Raw genomic sequence first — 18,256 nt, forward strand, 5'->3', positions numbered from 1 at the left:
TGATTCACTGGCATGAGTCACTCGTCGAGCCTCTCCGGGCGGGCGAGGGCATTCTGAAGCCATCAACCCGAATCGAAGGGCTAACAATGACGTTTTCAATGGGAGTAGTAGGCCTTGGCCAGTTCGGCGGCCAATTCGCCCACCTCTTCAAGCTCCACCCCGGGGTTTCCGCTGTCTACGCAGTGGACGAGCTCCCTGAACGGGCGTCCAAAGCTGTTGAACAGCTGGGGCTCGACGGCACCATGGGCAGTTTCGACGAGTTGCTGGCGTCCGACGTCGACGCCGTCGCCATCTTCACGCAGCGCTGGACGCACGGGCCCTTGGTGATCAAGGCGCTGCGCGCCGGAAAGCACGTCTATTCGGCTGTTCCGATGGCAATTTCCGAGGAACAGATCGCCGGAATCATCGAAGCCGTGCGTGAGACCAAACTTGTCTACGCCATGGGGGAGACCAGCTTCTACAACCCCGCAACCGTCTATGCGCGCAAGCAACACGCCGCCGGCAAGTTCGGCCGCATCTTCTACACCGAAGGCGACTACGTCCACGACATGGACCTGGGCTTCTACGAGGCCTACCAGTACAGCGGCGGCGAAAACTGGAAAGCAACCGCCAGCTACCCGCCCATGCTGTACCCGACGCACGCCATCGGAGGCGTGCTGGGCGCCATACCGGGCCACGCCGTGAGCGTCAGCTGCATCGGCGTCAAGGACGATCGCGGCGACGGCGTCTTCGACAAGGAAGTCAGCATGTTCGACAATGACTTCTCCAACGCCACTGCGCTGTTCGAAATGAACGACGGCGGCGTGATGCGCACCAACGAGATGCGCCGCGTGGGCTACCCCTCGCACATCCGCGAATCGCGCTTCCGTTTCTTCGGCACGGAGGCAAGCTTCGAGCAGTTGGCCACAACCACGCTGTGGCAGGACAAGGAGGGAGTCCTGGACGTCTCCGAGCAGGTGGAGACCAAGCCGAGCATGTCGGCGGATGACCCCTCCTTGGCGGACGTCGCCCCCGAACTCCGCGGTGCCTTCATCTCCGGCCTCGCTCCGGTGCACGACGCCGGCCGGCTCCCCGTTGAATTCGAGGGAGCTCCGACCGGGCACGAAGGCAGCCACCAGTTCCTCGTGGACGACTTCGTCACAGCCGTGAACAAAGGAAGCCTTCCGCCGGTCAACGCGTGGGTGGCCGCCCGCTTCACGCTCCCCGGCGTCGTGGCTCACGAGTCCGCGCTCCGCGGCGGCGAACGCCTCCCCATCACGGACTTTGGAGATGCGCCCGAGGCTTTGTAGTTAGCATGATCATCATGACTAGTTCGGCAGTGCACACCCCGCGCGGACCGGTGACGCGCAAAGACGTGGCCCGGTACGCCGGGGTGAGCACCGCCGTCGTGAGCTATGTGGTGAACGGTGGCCCCAAGAAAGTGGCGCCGGCGACGGAAGCGAAGGTCCAGGACGCCATCCGGATCCTGGGGTACCGCCCGAATGCCGCCGCGCGAGCGCTCAAAATGGGGTCCAACCAAACCCTCGGCCTGGTGATTCCGGACTCCAGCAACCCGTTCTGGGCGCTGCTGGGACACGCTGTGGAAGTGGCGGCCGCCGAGCGCGGATATGCCCTTCTGTTGACGAATTCCGACAACAAACTGGAATCCGAACGCCGCCACATCCGCAACCTCGCTGCCAGGCAGGTTGATGGAGTGGTCCTGGCCAGCGTCATGTTCGAACCCGATCTACTGGAGCTTGTCGGCGCGGAAATCCCCTCGGTGCTGCTGAACCATGCCTCGATCGCTCCTGGATTCAATAGCGTTGGCGTGGACCTCGAAGCCGGAGCCCGCCTTGCCGTGGAACATTTGATCGGCCACGGACACACCAATATCGGACTTGCCATGGGCATCACAGCGGACAACGAGGCCGATGGGCGTGAGGAGGGGTGGCGGCGGGCGCTCGAAGCTGCCGGACTCCCTGTTGGGCCGCTCGCCCGCGGCGGGTTCGACCGACCCGGGGGCTACGCTGCCGGACAACAGCTCCTGGCCGCGGACAACCGCCCGACGGCGATCTTCGCCAGCTCCGATATGCAGGCAATCGGGGTTCTGCGGGCAATCCGCGAGGCAGGTCTATCCGTTCCGGAGGATATCGCCGTGGCGTCCTTTGACGGCTCGGTTGAGGCGGAGTACAGCTGGCCGGCCCTGACCACCGTGGAGCAGCCGGTGTGGGAGATGGCGGAGGCGGCAGTGTCCGCGCTGGTGGGCGAGAATCGCAACGAACCCCCGCAGCACAGGGTCTTCCCCACGCAATTGCGGATCCGCCAATCGTGCGGGTGCCCGTAACGCCTTCCCGCTAGGGAGCTGCGATCCTGAGCTTCCCGACGCCGTCGGCGAGGATGCGCCGGGCATCCTCGCCGAGATGCGAGTCCGTCACGAGCACGTCGGCTTCCTCCAACTGGGCAATCGAGGCGATGCCCACCGTTCCCCACTTGCTGTGGTCCGCCAAGACCACCACGTTGCGGGCCGCACTGATGAACGCCCGGTTGGTTTCGGCTTCCTGCAGGTTCGGGGTGGTGAACCCGGCGTCCGCGTCCATGCCGTGGACGCCCAGGAACAGCGTGTCCAAGTGCAGTTGCTTCAGCGCGGCCGTCGCGATGGGACCCACCAAAGCGTCCGACGGCGTGCGCTCGCCACCCGTCACGATGACCGGGAAACCCTCCCGCGAACCCGAGGCATTGTGGAAGAGATCCGCAATCCTGATGGAGTTCGTCACCACCGTGATCCGCGGACCTTCCAGGAGTACCTTGGCGAGCTCGTAGGTGGTGGTTCCGGCGCTCAGGCCCACAGCCATGCCCTCGTGGACCAGGGTGGCGGCCTCGACGGCGATCGCGTGTTTTTCCTCGATCAGCTGGGTCGATTTCAGCTCAAAGCCGGGCTCGTGGGTCCGGGCATCGCCGGGTATCTTGGCCCCGCCATGGATACGCTCGACGAGCCCGGACTCCTCAAGCGACTCGATGTCGCGCCGAACAGTCATGGCTGAGACGCCCAGCAGTTGCGCGAGATCCGAGACACGGACAACCCGTTCGCGCTGGACGGCGTCGACAATGGCGGTGTGGCGGGCTGCCTGAAGCATCGGAGCCTTTCTGGAGGGACGGCGGGTGGTTAGGCGGGAGTGGCGACGACGGCGACGCCTCCGGCAGTAAGGTTCAGCGTACCTCCGGTGGGTGTCCCGCTGAGGAGCTCGACGCCGTCGAGCGTCACCTCAGCGTCCCGCGCACTGTGGTTGATGACGAAAGTCCAGTCCTTGGTGCCGTTACTCCTGCGGACGATTTCCACGTCCTCCGGGGGCTGAACGCCCAGGACCGGTTCCACCCCGGCGTCGGAGCAGAGGAGCTGGACCAGTTCGGCCAGCCCTCCGCGGCCCAGGCTGGTGGCCACGTAGTAGGCGGCACCGCGTCCGGCAGATCCCGCCCGGCGGGTCACCGCGGGCGAGCCGTCGACGCCGGTGCCCGCGCCGCTCATGCCTGCGCCGGCGCCGAACGTGGCAAGAACCTCCGCCCCGGTTGCTTTCCCCAGCTCGCTCCAGAGTGACCCGGAGCCGAAGCGGCTCAAGCCCACCGTATCGTCGGAGCGCAGGGGGAAGAATTCCTCCATGCTCACGCCCAGCAGTTCGGAGAATGCGCCCGGATAACCCCCGCCGTTGACCGGGTCCATCCGGATGTGGTCGTTCTGGTCAACGATCCCGGAGAAATACGTGATCACGAGGGTTCCGCCGGCTTCGACATACTCGTGGAGCTTCGCGGCGGACTCATCCGTGACTAGGTACAGCATGGGCGCGATCACCAGTTTGTAGCCGGAGAGGTCATCGGTGCTTTGCTGGATGTCCGTGGTGACGCCTGCCCGGTAGAGGGCATCGTGCCAGCGCCGCGTTTCCGGGAGGTTCCGGGCGTCCTCGCTGGGGTGCGAGTCCAGTTCGGTGCCCCAGCGGGCGTCGGTGTCGTGGATGATGCAGGCTTCGGCCTGGACCGTGGAGCCGGCCACCTCCGAAATGCTTTCGAGCGCCCGTCCCAGCTCCACCACTTCGCGCCACACCTTGCTGTCGCGGCCGGCGTGGGGGACCAGTCCGGAGTGGTACTTTTCGGCCCCGGCGCGGGAGGCACGCCATTGAAAGAACAACACGCCGTCGGTTCCGCGGGCCACGTGCTGCAGGGAGTTGCGCAGCATTTCGCCCGGGGCTTTGGCCACATTGCGGGGCTGCCAGTTGACTGCCGAAGTGGAGTGTTCCATCAGGAGCCATGGTTTGCCCTGTGCCCAGCCGCGGGTGAGGTCCGCCGTCATGGCCAGGTCCTGGAAGTTCCGTTCGTCGGCGGCGATCAGGTAGTGGTCATTGGACACGACATCCATGTGTCCGGACCAGCGCCAATAGTCCACAGGGGCGGTAAGGCCCATGTTGAAGCCCATGAAATTGGTGGTCACGGGGTGCTTCGAATGCGCCCTGATGATCTCTGCCTCCGCGGTGAAACACTCGAGAAGGGCATCTGAGGAGAACCTCGCGAAATCCAGTTGCTGGGTGGGGTTCACCCACGTTCCGGAGCGGCGCGGCGGGAGGATCTCGGCCCAGTCGTAGTAATGCTGGGACCAGAAGGCCGTGCCCCAGGCCTCATTGAGCGCATCGAGGCTCCCGTACCTAGCCTGCAGCCATTCCTGGAAGCCACGCTCAGCATGGGGGCCGAAGTCCGGCTGGTTGTGGCAGCCGTACTCGTTGTGGACATGCCACATCACGACGGCGGGGTGCCCCGCGTAACGCTCGACTATCGCCGTCGTCAGGGCTGCTGCCGCCCGGCGATAGTCGGGCGAGCATGCCGCGAAGGCTTGCCGGGAACCGTAACTTTGCCGGACGCCGTCGGCATCCACGGGGAGCGAATCGGGGTACTTCCGGCTGAACCACGGCGGCGGAGAGGCACTCGCGTTCGCAAGATCCACGCTGATCCCGTTGCTGTGGAGCAGGTCCAGGATCCTGTCCAGCCAGCCGAATTCGTATCGGCCTTCTTCGGGCTCCAGCAGCGCCCAACTGAAGATTCCGACACTGACCAGGTTCACCCCGGCTTCCTTCATGAGGGCGACGTCGTGTTTCCAGACCTCTTCGGGCCATTGTTCGGGGTTGTAGTCGCCGCCGAACGCGATCCGGCCGCCCAACTTGTCGACGATGTAGTCCATTGCCATGCGTTTTATCCTTTGCTGGAACCGAGCGTGAGACCGGCCACGAATTGGCGCTGCAGCACGAGGTAGATGATCAGGGTGGGTATCACAGTGATGGTGGCGCCGGCCGCCAGGAGGTTGTAGTTGCTGAGGAACTCGCCCTGCAGGTTGTTGATGGCCGTCGTGATGGGCAGCCGGTTTCCGCTTTGGATGAAGAGCAGCGGCCAGAAGAAATCGTTGTAGATGAAGATGACTTCCAGGGTTCCGAGCGCGGCGAGGGCGGGCCGGCACAGTGGAAGGATGATGTTCCAGTACTGCCGCCAGATCCCGGCGCCGTCCACGAGCGCGGCCTCCGTCAGGTCGGAGGAGAGGGCCTTCATGTAGTTGGAAAGCACGAACGTGCAGAACCCGATCTGGAACGCCGTGTCCACTGCGATGACCGAGATGTAGGTGTTGAGCAGGTTGCCGGAATCGCTGAAGGAGTAGGGCAGCGTGACGTGTTTGAACATCTCGAACAACGGGGCCGCCAGGACCTGCGGGGGCAGGAGGTTCCCGGCGGTGAACATGATCAGGAGGGTGACGTTGAATTTCCAGCTCACCCTGGAGACGGCGAATGCCATCATCGAGGCGAAGAACAGGGTCAGCAGCACCGCCGGGACGGTGATGATTACCGAGTTCAGGAGGTACTTCGAGAATCCGCCTTGGGTCCAGGCCGTGATGAAGTTGTCGAAATTGAAGGTGCCGCCAAGGCTGAAGTAGCCGTATTTGTCCGTGTCCGCCTTGGGCCGCAAAGCAGTGAACAAGGACCAACCCAGCGGAATCAGCCACATGATCGCCATGACGGTCAGGAAGATATGGGTCCCGTAGTGGCGCTTGCCCGAGTTCACGGTGACGGCCGCAGCTCCGGCGGTGCTTGGGATGGGGTTGGCGAGGGTGCTCATGCCTTGCTCTCCTTGCCGAAGGTGCGGATGAGGTAGAAAACGATGGGGATCAACGAGATGACCAGGAGAATGACCGCGAGGGACGAGCCGACGCCGATCACCTGGCCTTCGCCGATCAGGTTCTGGATCACCAGGGCGCTGATCAATTCAAGGCCGTTGGTCCCTCGGTTGATGACGTAGACGATGTCGAAGGCACGTAGCGATTCGATGATGGTGATCACCACGATCACGATGTTCACGGGGCGCATTGCCGGGAAAACAATGCGGAAGAACGTCTGGGCGGCGTTGGCGCCGTCGATCGACGCCGCTTCCCGCAGCGAGGGGTCCACGCCCTTGAGCCCGGCCAAGTACAGGATCATGACGTAGCCCGCGTGACGCCAGGTGGCCGCAACCATGGCCGCCCAGATATTGACGTTCGAATTTCCGAACCAGTCCACGGCTTGCGGTGTGCCCGCCGTGCCCAGGAGGTAGTTCAGCAGCCCGCTGTCCCGGTTGTAGAAGAGCTGCCAGATGATGCCGATGAGGGCCAGCGACAGCATGACCGGGGTGAAGAAGATGCTCTGGTAGATCTTGCTGCCGCGGATCTTCTGGTCCAGGAGCACGGCCAGAAGCAGGCCGAGGGGTGTCGCGATCAGGGCCAGGAAGACGAGCCATAGAACGTTGTGTTGGATGGCGGGCCAGAACGGGGGATAGTCCTGGACCACGTAGCGGTAGTTGTCCGTCCCTGCGGCCTTGATGTCCTTCAGGTCCAGGCCGTTCCAGCGGGTGAAGCTCAGGGCAATGGAGAAGAGCGTGGGCAGCCAGACCAGCAGGAGCTGGATCAGGGTCGGCACGCCCACCATGACCGCGAGGACGATCTTGTCACGGCGCGTAAGGCGGCGGACCCTGCCTGCTTTGCCGGTCCGCCTGCCCGTGCCGGGCTGGCTCTTGCCGGCCGTGGTTCGCCCGGCAGCACCGGGTTCGCTGTCCGGTGCTGCCGGTTTCTCGGCGGTAGTACTCATGGGGATTCCTTCAGCTACTGGGCTGCGTAAAGGGTCTTGGCCTGCGCTTCAAGGTTCTTGACGTCCACGGTGCCGTCCTTGATGAAGGACTGCAGCGCGGGGATCATCACGTTGTTGGCCATGGCGGGGAGGGCGTCCCGGTCCAGGAACTGGCTGATGTACTTGGCGTTGGCGATGGTGTCCGCGCACTTCTTGTTCAGCGGGGTGAACTTTGACGTGTCGGCGCCCTTGACGGTGGCGATGTTCGAGGTGTCCACGGCTGAATAGGCGTTCTGGCCTTCGGCGGATCCCATGAATGCCAGGAAGTCGTGCGCCGCCTTGTTGTCGCCGCCCTTCTTGGACAGGAGCAACCCGTCGATGGGGGCCTCGACGGCGTCGGTGCCTTCCACGGCGATTTCCGGGAACGGGAAGAAATCGATGTCCGCCAGCACCGCGGGATCCGTGAATTGCTGGGTCACGAAGGAACCCAACAGGTACATGCCGGTCTTCTTGGCTTCGAGGGCCTTGGCCGCGTCCTGCCACGTCTGGCCGAGGGCATTGGGGTCCTGGAACGGCAGGAGGGCCTTCCAGGTGTCGAAGACGTCGCTGACCTTCTTCTGGTCCCAGCTTTCCTTGTGGGCGGTCAGGTCGATGTGGAACTGGTAGCCATTGAGGCGCATGTTGATGTAGTCGAAGGTGCCCATGGCCGGCCAGCCGTCCTTGTCCGCGAAGCCGATGGGGATGATGCCGTCGGTTTTCATCTTGGCCGCCAGGGTCTTCAGTTCGTCGAACGTCTTGGGCACCGCGTAGCCCTTTTCGGCCCAGAAGCTCTTCCGGTAGAAGAAGCCCCAGGGGTAGTTGTAGTTGGGGACGAGGTACATCTTGCCGTCCGGCCCGGTGGAGGCCTTCTTCATGGCGTCGGAGAAGTTGCTGCCGATGGTTGCCCACACGTCATCCACGGGAGCCAGCAGGCCCTTGCCCGCGTAGTACTGCATGCGGTAGCCGGCGAACCACGTGAAGGCATCGTCGGGGCTGCCCTGGAGGTAGGAGTTGATCTTGTTCTGGAAGTCGTTGTGCGGGACGACGTTGGTGGCCACGGTGATGCCGGACTTCTTGGTGAAGGCATCGGTGACGGCTTTGTAGGCGGCCTTGGGAACGTCGTCCGAGGAACCGGAGCCGAAGGTCAGGCTGCTCGATGAGGCTCCCGGAGCCGGCCCGGAGCCACCCGTGCAAGCAGCCAGCAGCGGAATGCCGGCGAGCCCCGCGGCACTGATTCCGAGCGTTTTCAGGATGGTGCGGCGTCCAGGGCCAGCATTGTGGGCCGACTGGAACGGGTCAAGATTCGCTGCCATGTTCTCTCCCTTGAAAGCGTGGTGCTTGTGAGTTTTCTCACGTAGAACTCGACTATAACCGCTCAAAAGAGAACATGAAAGAACTAAATATAACATTCTTGCGACGGAGGGTTTTAAGACAAAAGCGGCGGTCCTCTTTGGGGAGGACCACCGCCTTGGCCTGGCCGGCCTTGAGGGCCTGGCTTGATTGTGACAGAGCCTACTTCTTCAACGACTCAGCGATCTGGGCCATGATCGTGGGGTCGGAGAGGGTGGTGGCGTCGCCCACTTCGCGGCCTTCTGCGACGTCCTTTAGGAGGCGGCGCATGATCTTGCCGGAGCGTGTCTTGGGCAGTTCGGGGACCACGAGGATGTGCCTGGGTTTGGCGATGGGGCCGATTTCCTTGCCCACGTGGTTGCGCAGCTCGGCGACGGTGGCGTCGCCGCTGTCCTGTCCCGACGGGGCGGATTCACGCAGGATCACGAACGCGACCACGGCCTGGCCGGTGGTTTCGTCGGAAGCCCCGACGACGGCGGCCTCCGCCACCCAGGGGTGGGACACGAGCGCGGATTCGATTTCGGTGGTGGAGAGCCGGTGCCCGGAGACGTTCATGACGTCATCCACCCGGCCCAGGAGCCACACGTCTCCGTCTTCGTCCTTCTTGGCCCCGTCCCCGGCGAAGTACATGCCCTCGAAGCGGGACCAGTAGGTGTCCTTGAACCGTTCCGGGTCGCCCCAGATGCCCCGCAGCATCGCGGGCCAGGGTTCGCGGACCACGAGGTAGCCGCCGTGCCCGTCCGGGACGGACTCCCCGGCCTCGTCCACGACGTCGATCGCGATGCCCGGCAGCGGGACCTGCGCCGAACCCGGCTTGGTCGCGGTCACGCCCGGCAGGGGCGCGATCATCTGGGCGCCGGTTTCGGTCTGCCACCAGGTGTCCACGATCGGGGCAGGGTGTTCCTTCTTTTCCCCGTTCTTCCCGGCGTTGGAGCCGATGACGTCCCGGTACCACATCCAGGCCTCGGGGTTGATGGGTTCACCCACCGAGCCCAGGACCCGGATCGAGGACAGATCGTACTTGCCCGGGATCTCCCGGCCCCACTTCATGAACGTCCGGATCGCCGTGGGGGCGGTGTACAGGATGGAGACCTTGTACTTCTCCACGATTTCCCACCAGCGGCCCTGGTGCGGGGAATCCGGGGTGCCCTCGTACATGACCTGGGTGGCGCCGTTGACCAGCGGGGCGTAGGCGACGTACGAGTGGCCGGTGACCCATCCGACGTCGGCGGTGCACCAGAACACGTCCGTCTCGGGGTGCAGGTCGAAGACCGCCCTGTGGGTGTACGCGGTCTGGGTCAGGTAGCCACCGGTGGTGTGCAGGATGCCCTTGGGCTTGCCGGTGGTCCCGGAGGTGTACAGGATGAAGAGCGGGTGTTCGGCGTCGTGCCCGACGGCGGTGTGCTCGCCCGAGGCGGCGCCGACGGTGTCCTCCCACCACTGGTCCCGGCCCTCGTGCCAGTCGACGTCCTGACCGTTGCGCTTGACCACCACGACGTTCTGCACGGTGTGGCCTTCTGTGGACAGGGCCTGGTCCACGGCGGGCTTGAGCGGGCTGGGCTTCCCGCGCCGGTACGTGCCGTCCGCGGTGACCACGAGCTTGGCCTCGGCGTCATCGATCCTCGAGCGCAGGGCGTCGGCGGAGAAGCCGCCGAACACCACCGAGTGCACGGCCCCGATCCGGGCACAGGCCAGCATGGTGATGACGGCTTCGGGGATCATGGGCAGGTACACGGCCACCCGGTCGCCCTTGGCCACGCCGAGGGACTCGAAGGCGTTCGCGGCCTTCTTCACCTCTTCGGTGAGCTGCGCGTAGGTGTAGGAACGGGTGTCGCCCGGTTCGCCTTCGAAGTGGATGGCCACCCGGTCCCCGAGCCCGTTCTCCACGTGCCGGTCCAGGGCGTTGTACGCGGCGTTGACCTTGCCGCCGACGAACCACTTCGCGAACGGCGGGTTGGACCAGTCCAGGGCCTGGGTGAAGTCCGTGTCCCAGTCCAGCAGTTCCCGGGCCTGCTTTGCCCAGAACGCGGGACGGTCCGCATTCGCTTCCGCATAGACTCCGGCGCCGACTACCGCGTTGGCCGCGAACTCAGGGGTGGGCGCGAACTTCCGGTTCTCGTGGAGAAGATTTTCGAGGGCATCGCCGTTGCCTGCCCCGTCGGATCCGGGTGCAGCGGTGGTCGTCGATCCATTGGCGTCCTGGGACATGTGAACCTCATCATTCATCGATCTCTGCCGCGCGGTTGTCCCGTAGCGGGGCCGCCCCACCTGCCAATCTTGCACGACGTTGGGCTGCGGCGCCTCACGGGGTTCCGCAAAGAGCTTTTCCGGAACCCACCTTAGCGTTTTGAGCCGACAACAGGTGTCCGCGGTCACAATCCGGACCGTGAGCGGCGGGTGATTCGCGCCGAACGGCGGCGAAGGCTCTTGACCTCGGCCCTGATTAACAAATTTGGTGGACACGAAGTCGGTCACTAAGTAGCCTTTGCTTGTTGGGCGGCTAAAGCCACTCATTTCTTGGGGGAAGCGAGCACCACATGAGCCCGCCATAGAGCACAGAGCCGCCTACGCCGCGTCCCGCAACGGGATCCCATTCATCGTCCGCAACGGCTAACACTGCCGCGGAACACCCGCTTCACACTTTTCCGCAAGGCGCAAGGTCGCGCCTATCGAAAGGAATCCCCATGAGTCAGAACACCCCTCCTGTAGGGCCTCCCGCCGGATATCCAGCCCCCGGCTCACCACAACCCGGACCATACGCGGGAGGACCCGCACAGACATCTGGTCAGTATCCGGGGTATCAGGGCGCACCTGCCGGTTACCCTGGGTATCAGGCAGCACCAGTCGGTTACCCTGGCGCGGTTCCCGGTGGACAGTTTGTGGGTAACAAGTCATTCCTGACAGCTTGGCTATTGGCAGTTCTCCTTGGCGGACTCGGCGTTGACCGGTTCTACTTGGGCAAGATCGGCACAGGCATTCTGAAGTTGGTCACGCTTGGTGGTTTGGGTATTTGGTCACTGATTGACCTGATCCTGCTTCTGACGAACAAGCAGACCGACAAACAGGGCTACAAGCTGGCTGGCTACGAGAAGCACAAGACGGTGGCCTTGATCGTGACCTTGGCGTTGATTCTCTTGAGCGTCGTCTTCAACATTGCCAGAGTCGGTGCCTCCACCACGCCGAGCGGGTCTACCGCTGTCGTTCCGGCCGCATCCGCTGCCTCGAACCCCGGGGCTACGACCGCCGCGGCACCTGCCGGATATGCAGTCGGCCAGCCGATGTCCGTCGATATGGGCGATGGCAACGTTGCCAAGGTGACTATCGTTTCGGCCAAGTACTCGGCGACGGCGAACGCGACCCTGAACGCGCCCGCCAAAAATGGCGGTTACCTGATCCTCGATGTTCTGTGGGAGACCGAGAAGGGCAAGACCTCCTCGAACCCGTTGTACTTTGAGGCGAAGGATGCGGACGGCCGCAAGGGCGACGTTGAGATGTTTGTCGACGGCGCACTTGGCTCCGGCGTTGTCCTCCCCGGCGACAAGGCTCGCGGCAACGTCGCTTTCGACATCGCGCCGGGCACATCGACTGTGATCATCACGACACCGCTTCTGCAGGAGGCTGCGCGTCTCCAGGTGACCCCGCAGTAGCTTTGGAAGTTGCACTATGGCTCCGCACGGGTCACCCGTGCGGAGCCATTCTGCTTTTCACCCGTTCGCATCCAGCTTTCGTAATGGCTTCAACTAGTGGACTGTCAGACGGGTGGCATAGGCTGAAGAGGTCTCGAGACGCGAAAACTTGCCGCCCGGTCCGGCCCGGAAAATACTGGGTGCAGCCTTGAGCGGCAGCGTCCGGAACACCGCCGTACTAAGGAGATTTGCACATGAACCAGACGAGCCTAGGTCCGAAGAACGGCGCGCAGACGCCCGGATCGGCCCCCGAAGCAGCAACTGGATCCGTGGCGCCACAGCCCGGCAGCGTGACCTCCCCGAAGTACCAAGCCGTACTGGGTCCGTTCACCATCCGGGACGTGACCGTTTTCGGTTCCACCTTGCTGATGTTTGTGGGGTCCCTCCTGCCGATGTTTGGCGGGCGCTACAACCTGTGGAACCTCGATAACCTTTTCTTCCTGGCGCTGGGCATCATTCTTCCCCTCGTTGTTGCCGCTTTGTTCGTTGCCCGCCGCCTGCAGCCGGGGAACATTGTGCGAATCGGCTCCCTTTCGACTGACCAGTTCGCGTCCGTCGTGGCGTCGTTCGCCGTGACCCTGTTCTTCCTGTCCGCAGCAGGCGCGTTTACCGTTTTCGTGCTCGTCGTACTCATTGGCTCGGTAGGTCTTCTGGCTGCGACGGTCCTGGCTCCCCACTTGCCCCTCCTCCGCGACGACTTCAAGGACCGGGCCGAACAGCCCGCGCACGTTGTGGCCCGCGAGTCGGCCATTCCAACGCGCAAGCCTGCCGCGCCGAAGCCGGCCAAGCCTGAGCCGGTCGCGCCGAGGCCGGAAACTGCGGTCGCTGCTTCCGGGCCTGCAACTTCCATGCCCGAAGCTCCCGCCCACTGGGCTCCGGCAGCAACCACCGCAGCACCGGCAGAGACTCCTTCCGCCGCCACTGAAGGCCCCGCCACCGAAGCCGCCGCCGTCGTACCTGCCGAATCCGCAGAGGCGGCAGTTGCCGACGGCGCACGGGAAGCGCAGGCGCCCACGCCCGAGGAGCCCAAGCACATGCCCGCCGCCACCATGGCTACGCCCATTGTCGGCGGCCCAGACGCCGGCACCGGGCCCGCCACCCAGCACATCGGCACGGTCAACCAGCCCCGGGTGCACGAGCCCATCGGCGCCACCGTTGACCCAGCCACGCGAAGGGACGAATCCGGGCACGACTCCGGGTACGAGGCATTCTGGTTCGCAGTGGCCCACCCCCGCGTCGTTGTCGACGAGCACACCCGGATGCCCGCCTTCACCATCGAACCGGGCGCGTGGGTCCTGGCACTCGAAGACCGCGGCGAGGAATTCCTCGTCCAGGATACTGATGGCAAAGTGGGCGTCCTGCGCGATCTCAGCCACATCGAACGCGGCTAACCAGGCCGGCCGTGGACACCGTCGTCGAAACCCCGCTGGCTTTGAAGCGGCGCGCGCGCAAAATCAACAAGGCGCTCGCTGAGCTCTATCCCTACGCCCACGCTGAGCTTGATTTCCGGAACCCGTTCGAGCTGGTGGTGGCCACGGTGCTGTCCGCCCAGACCACGGATGTGCTGGTCAACCAGGTCACCAAGATCCTGTTCGCGCGCTATCCGGATGCCCGGAGCATGGCCGAGGCCGAGCTTGCCGAGCTGGAGGCGATCCTGCAGCCCACCGGCTTCTTCCGTGCCAAGGCGAAGAACGTCCTGGCGCTCAGCACACGCTTGGTGGACGAGTTCGACGGCGAGGTTCCCGGCAGGCTGGAAGACCTGGTGACGCTTCCCGGCGTCGGGCGAAAAACGGCAAATGTGGTGCTGGGCAACGCGTTCGGCGTCCCTGGAATCACTGTGGACACGCACTTTGGCAGGCTGGCGCGCCGATTTGGCTGGACGACGTCCGAGGATCCGGTGAAGATCGAGTTCGATGTCGCGGAGCTGTTCGAGCCCCGGGACTGGACCATGCTGTCCCATCGTGTGGTTTTCCATGGCCGCAGGGTTTGCCATGCGCGCCGGCCAGCGTGCGGAGCGTGTGCCGTGGCCAATTGGTGCCCGAGTTACGGCGAAGGCGAAAAGGACCCCGTCAAAGCGGCCAAGTTGCTTAAATACGAACTGGCGCCGGGCAACGAAGCGCTTCTCGCAAAGCTGCTTGCCGAGACTCATCGCGCGGTGGAGATTCGGATGGAATCGCAAAGGAGACCGGGATGACCGCGCTCGAGGACCTCGTCAGTCTCATTACAAGGATTGATTCCGGGCTGCATCCGGGCCCTGATCCGCGGATTGCGGCCGCGACTATAGATCCGGACAAGGCGCGAAAAGCGGCCGTGCTCATGCTCTTCGGCGTCTTGGACGACGTCCCCGCCCAATCAGGGAAACCGGTGGCCCCGGCGGATTTGGATGTGTTGCTTCTGGAACGCGCCCACACCTTGGACGACCATCCGGGACAGGTGGCGTTCCCCGGCGGAAGTATCGATCCCGGGGATGAATCGGCCGTCGCTGCAGCCATCCGGGAAGCAGTCGAGGAGACCGGTCTGGACAGCGGGGGCGTGCAGGTGCTGGGTGTCATGCCGGAACTAGGCCTGATCCGCAGTAATTTCGTGGTCACCCCGGTCTTGGCATGGTGGGCGTCGCCCTCGCCTGTGAGGGTGGTGGACTACGCTGAGTCCGCTCAAGTGTTCCGTGTCCCGGTGCGGGACCTCTTGGATCCCGACAACCGATACACCGGGACGCTCACGCGACTCGGACGGACCTTTTCAAGCCCCGTCTTCCAGGTCAACGGACTAGTCGTCTGGGGTTTCACCGGGATGGTGCTCAGCGGCCTGTTCGATGCTTTGGGCTGGACTGTTCCGTGGGACACGGAACGGCTGCTTGAGATCGAAATCTAGCTTCCCGCTGCAGGCGTGCCGCCCCACCCGGGAACACTGCGGGCCGTTGCTCCGGGCCCCGCCCGGCCCACTACGCTGCGCGTCGGGCAGGTTTTGAGTGATCCACGACGATGCCCGTGGCGGCATTTTCCCGCACGGCGTTGATCCCCGCCACTACGGCTTTCAGGTGTTTGAACCGCGGCGATTCCGCCACCAGGGTTCCATCGGAAGCCGTCAGCCGAAACCGGTAGCCATCTTCGCCGTCTCTGAGAATTTCGAATCGTCCAGCCATCGTTGCTGTTCCCCCTTGAATACTGCCCGCACAGTGAGCGCGTCTTTGCACTGTGGCGCTTCTCACTTCGAACGCCATAAGGAGAGACTATCCAGAAGGAAGGGGAGTGCTGAAGTTACTTCGGGGTACATTACTTGCCTGAGTCATGCCGGGTTCGTTTCCGCCATATGACTAGCTTTCGGCCCCGCTGGAGGTTATGGTTCCGGGCTTCAAAAGATCAGTGCGCGCCTCGGCGCCGGCACGGGGTATTCGGCGATCGCCATCCGGAACTCTTCTTCGGCGTTGAGTCGCCGCCGGACTTCCATCGATTCCAGCCTTTGGGCGTCTTCGGAGTCAATGCCTGGGTTTTTTGCCAGTTCCCTGATCCATTCGCCAGCCACGACAGCGTCATGTTGCTCGCCCAACAACCGTTGCAGGCCGATCGCCGGCTGGATCACCCCGGAAGCGTGATGGCTGAAGGCGTCCGCGACTGCCTCCACTGAGTAACGGAGGCACTTGACGTCCTTGCGTGCTTGGTGGAGCGCAGCGTTGCGGACCTCCGGGTCGCTGCTGCCTGCCTGCTCCGCGATGCTGTGCTGCAACCGCTCCCACCGGGCCTGGAGGCGCTCCGCAAGGTCCGCCGTCGGGTGTTTGTATTCCCTGCCGGCAGGGACTTCCAACAGCGCTGCCCTTGCGGCCCGCACCGTGCGCTTGCTGCGCTTGTGCCCGCCAAGGGCAGCGGCCAGCCGGGCGCTGGACGCTTCCAGTTCCTCCACGGCCTGGCGCACGGCTTCGGGGCTTTTCCATGAATCCTTTGTGTCGAGCGATAGCCGTATCCTCTGCGCCAGGACATATGCATCCCTGGACTCGCCGAGTGAAGTTGCGAGCCAACGGACTTCCTCGCTGGCCGGCCGGGGAAGTTTAGGGATCATGCCGCGATAGCAGCTGAGGACTGAACGGAGCCGGCGAAGGGCAAGCCTGGCGTTGTGTACGGCTTCCGGATCGGCCGCTTCAATCAGCGGCAATTGTCCTTCCAGCTCGGTCAGTTGGAAGGCGATATATTCAGCCAGTGGTGCCTGGCCCTTGTTTCCCACGGGGCAATCGTCCTCTGCTGTTGCCCCCGGGGCAATAGTGCCTCTTACTTGGCTTTGTCGTAAGAATCGACGACGGCGATGCTCACCGGAAATTCCACCGGAATCCGCCCGAACAACAGTTCCTTCGCGGCGGCCGCGGCCTCCTCGATGGCCTTGATGCACGTTTCAACCGACTCTGTGGGCGCGTGGACCATGACTTCGTCGTGCAGGAAGAACACAAGTTCCCCGGCAGGCAGGCCGTCGGCACGCGCGGTGCGCAGCCGCCGTCGAAGTTCGGCGAGCCAGCACGACGCCCAGTCCGCCGCGGAACCCTGCACCACAAAGTTCCGCGTGAAACGCCCGCGCGAGCGGGCGATGCTGTCCGCGCGCCGCTGTTCTTCCGCCGTCGTGGATTGCTGGCTGCGGATCCAGCGTTCCGACGGCGGCGGGCTGCTGCGGCCCAACCTTGAGGTTACGGTGCGGCCGCCTTCGCCGTCGCGGGCTGCCTGTTCGACGAAGCCGACCGCCCGGGGATAAGTCCTGGTCAGCTGTGGCATGAGGCGCCCGGATTCGCCTGTGGTAGCACCGTAAATTGCGCCCAGCAAGGCGATCTTGGCCTTCGAGCGATCGCCACCGAAGCCCTGTGCGGCGATGCCGGCGTACAAATCCTCGTCCCGCGCAGCTTCGGCCATCTTCGAGTCCTGCGCCAGCGCCACCAGAACCCGGGGCTCGAGCTGGGACGCGTCCGCGACGATCAATTTGTGCCCCGGATCGGCATGCACCGCGCCCCGGATCTGGCGAGGGATCTGCAACGCCCCGCCTCCCCTCGACGCCCAACGGCCGGAAACCACGCCCCCCACCACGTATTCGGGGCGGAACCGCCCTTCGCTCACCCACGCGTCCAGCCACGACCAGCCGTTCGCAGCGAACAAGCGGGAGAGCTTCTTGTACTCCAGCAGTGGCTCGATGGCCGCATGCTTCGATTCCTTGAGTTCCCACTGGCGCGTGGTTTTTACTTCGATGCCGTTCCGGTGTAGGGCTCGCATGAGGTCCTGGGGTGAATCCGGATTCAGCTTCGGAGAGTGGAGAATCCCTCGAAGCTCGTTGCAGAGCGCCTCCAGCCTGGCTGGCCGGTGGCCAGTTGGAGGCCGGGGACCCAGGTGGCCTTCCAGGATTTCTTCGTGCAAAGTCTCCTGCCAGGGCACACCCGTGAACTGCATTTCGGCGGCAATCATGGCGCCGGCGGATTCCGCAGCCAGCAGCAGTTTAAGGCGGTGCTGCCGGCCTTCTTCCCTTGAGGCCTGGCCGAGCGCGTGTTGCTGGGCCGCGAACTCAGCCCGGATCTCGTTCAGGCTTGGCTGGGTGCTGCGCGGGACAAGCTCGTCGAACAGTGCGTCCTGCTCGGCGGGCGGAGGGGGAGGCTGGAGGACCCGCGGCGGAACCGGCATTTCATCGTCCTGCGTGAGCTTTTCCGCGCTGCGGGCATAGTCCGTGTGGGCCGTGAACTCAGAATGGACCAGGATGGCGCGGCAGAGCGTGAGGTCATGGCAACGTTCCAGCTCCACCCCGGCCTGGAGCATCGCCGGGTACCAATCCTGGGTCCGGTTCCAGACCCAGCGCGGACGGCCCTTCTCCAAGACGCTTACGACGCCGGCGAGATCGGCCTTTCGTACGACGCGCGGTTCTGCCCGGGCTACTCCGGCAGCGTTGATTTCCTGAATGGCTGCGCCGTCTGGATGGGCGGCGAGCAGCAGGTACATGCTGACAATTCTGCCCTGTGATTCCGTGGAACTTTGCACTTTGCGGACAATTGCCGTCCGCAAGCTTTTGTCCGGGGCTGCTTCCGTCGGCACGCGGACTGGTCCTCCACAGGGGTTGTTGTGGTTG

At 64.2% G+C, this 18,256-nt stretch carries 15 protein-coding genes; 6 read left to right on the forward strand and 9 right to left on the reverse strand.

What is annotated here, in order from left to right:
* Positions 1–86 precede the first annotated feature (86 nt).
* Together AC1DJW_RS08805 and AC1DJW_RS08810 are read left to right on the forward strand one after the other, a co-directional pair.
* A complete protein-coding gene (locus AC1DJW_RS08805) occupies positions 87–1,289 on the forward strand; it encodes a Gfo/Idh/MocA family protein (protein ID WP_284754111.1) in 1,203 nt (400 codons plus the stop codon).
* 14 nt (positions 1,290–1,303) lie between these two features.
* Complete coding sequence (locus AC1DJW_RS08810) at positions 1,304–2,323, forward strand: LacI family DNA-binding transcriptional regulator (RefSeq protein ID WP_284754109.1); 1,020 nt, start codon at positions 1,304–1,306, stop codon at positions 2,321–2,323.
* 10 nt (positions 2,324–2,333) lie between these two features.
* On the opposite strand, the gene AC1DJW_RS08815 is transcribed toward AC1DJW_RS08810, so the two are convergent.
* From AC1DJW_RS08815 to acs, 6 genes are all read right to left on the reverse strand, one after another.
* A complete protein-coding gene (locus AC1DJW_RS08815; RefSeq protein WP_284754107.1) occupies positions 2,334–3,113 on the reverse strand; it encodes a DeoR/GlpR family DNA-binding transcription regulator in 780 nt (259 codons plus the stop codon).
* A gap of 29 nt (positions 3,114–3,142) precedes the next feature.
* Entirely contained in the window at positions 3,143–5,203 is a 2,061-nt protein-coding gene (locus AC1DJW_RS08820) for a beta-galactosidase (protein WP_390283443.1), read from the reverse strand.
* Positions 5,204–5,208: 5 nt separating this feature from the next.
* Positions 5,209–6,120 (reverse strand): carbohydrate ABC transporter permease, encoded by a 912-nt coding sequence (locus tag AC1DJW_RS08825; protein ID WP_284754105.1) that lies wholly within the window; start codon positions 6,118–6,120, stop codon positions 5,209–5,211.
* Positions 6,117–7,121, reverse strand: coding sequence for a carbohydrate ABC transporter permease (locus AC1DJW_RS08830; protein WP_476901162.1), 1,005 nt, complete (start codon positions 7,119–7,121; stop codon positions 6,117–6,119). The genes AC1DJW_RS08825 and AC1DJW_RS08830 overlap by 4 nt, the downstream gene beginning before the upstream one ends.
* Before the next feature lie 14 nt (positions 7,122–7,135).
* Complete coding sequence (locus AC1DJW_RS08835; RefSeq protein WP_284754102.1) at positions 7,136–8,452, reverse strand: ABC transporter substrate-binding protein; 1,317 nt, start codon at positions 8,450–8,452, stop codon at positions 7,136–7,138.
* A 199-nt stretch (positions 8,453–8,651) separates the two neighbouring features.
* A complete protein-coding gene (gene acs / locus AC1DJW_RS08840) occupies positions 8,652–10,697 on the reverse strand; it encodes an acetate--CoA ligase (RefSeq protein WP_476901163.1) in 2,046 nt (681 codons plus the stop codon).
* Positions 10,698–11,368: 671 nt separating this feature from the next.
* Between acs and AC1DJW_RS08845 the strand changes: the two genes are divergently transcribed.
* The 4 genes from AC1DJW_RS08845 (at position 11,369) to AC1DJW_RS08860 (ending at position 15,046) form a co-directional block, all read left to right on the forward strand.
* On the forward strand, positions 11,369–12,136 hold the full coding sequence (locus AC1DJW_RS08845) for a TM2 domain-containing protein (RefSeq protein WP_476901164.1): 768 nt from the start codon (positions 11,369–11,371) through the stop codon (positions 12,134–12,136).
* A gap of 233 nt (positions 12,137–12,369) precedes the next feature.
* Positions 12,370–13,566 carry a hypothetical protein gene (locus tag AC1DJW_RS08850; RefSeq protein WP_476901165.1) on the forward strand — a complete coding sequence of 399 codons (1,197 nt, stop codon included), beginning with the start codon at positions 12,370–12,372 and terminating at the stop codon, positions 13,564–13,566.
* Positions 13,567–13,577: 11 nt separating this feature from the next.
* Positions 13,578–14,369 carry an endonuclease III gene (gene nth / locus AC1DJW_RS08855; RefSeq protein WP_476901166.1) on the forward strand — a complete coding sequence of 264 codons (792 nt, stop codon included), beginning with the start codon at positions 13,578–13,580 and terminating at the stop codon, positions 14,367–14,369.
* Positions 14,366–15,046: an NUDIX hydrolase gene (locus AC1DJW_RS08860; RefSeq protein ID WP_284754096.1), complete on the forward strand. Its 681-nt coding sequence runs from the start codon at positions 14,366–14,368 to the stop codon at positions 15,044–15,046. Before nth ends, AC1DJW_RS08860 begins: the two co-directional genes overlap by 4 nt.
* Positions 15,047–15,116: 70 nt before the next feature.
* Here AC1DJW_RS08860 and AC1DJW_RS08865 read toward each other — a convergent pair whose 3' ends face one another.
* The 3 genes from AC1DJW_RS08865 to AC1DJW_RS08875 all read right to left on the reverse strand — a co-directional run bounded on the left by AC1DJW_RS08865 (position 15,117) and on the right by AC1DJW_RS08875 (position 18,129).
* Positions 15,117–15,395 (reverse strand): YegP family protein, encoded by a 279-nt coding sequence (locus tag AC1DJW_RS08865; RefSeq protein WP_350225159.1) that lies wholly within the window; start codon positions 15,393–15,395, stop codon positions 15,117–15,119.
* Positions 15,396–15,526: 131 nt separating this feature from the next.
* Positions 15,527–16,390 carry a CHAD domain-containing protein gene (locus AC1DJW_RS08870; RefSeq protein WP_476901167.1) on the reverse strand — a complete coding sequence of 288 codons (864 nt, stop codon included), beginning with the start codon at positions 16,388–16,390 and terminating at the stop codon, positions 15,527–15,529.
* 44 nt (positions 16,391–16,434) lie between these two features.
* A complete protein-coding gene (locus tag AC1DJW_RS08875) occupies positions 16,435–18,129 on the reverse strand; it encodes a bifunctional 3'-5' exonuclease/DNA polymerase (RefSeq protein WP_476901168.1) in 1,695 nt (564 codons plus the stop codon).
* Positions 18,130–18,256 lie beyond the last annotated feature (127 nt).

The organism is Arthrobacter sp. 05L417, assembly GCF_056397865.1.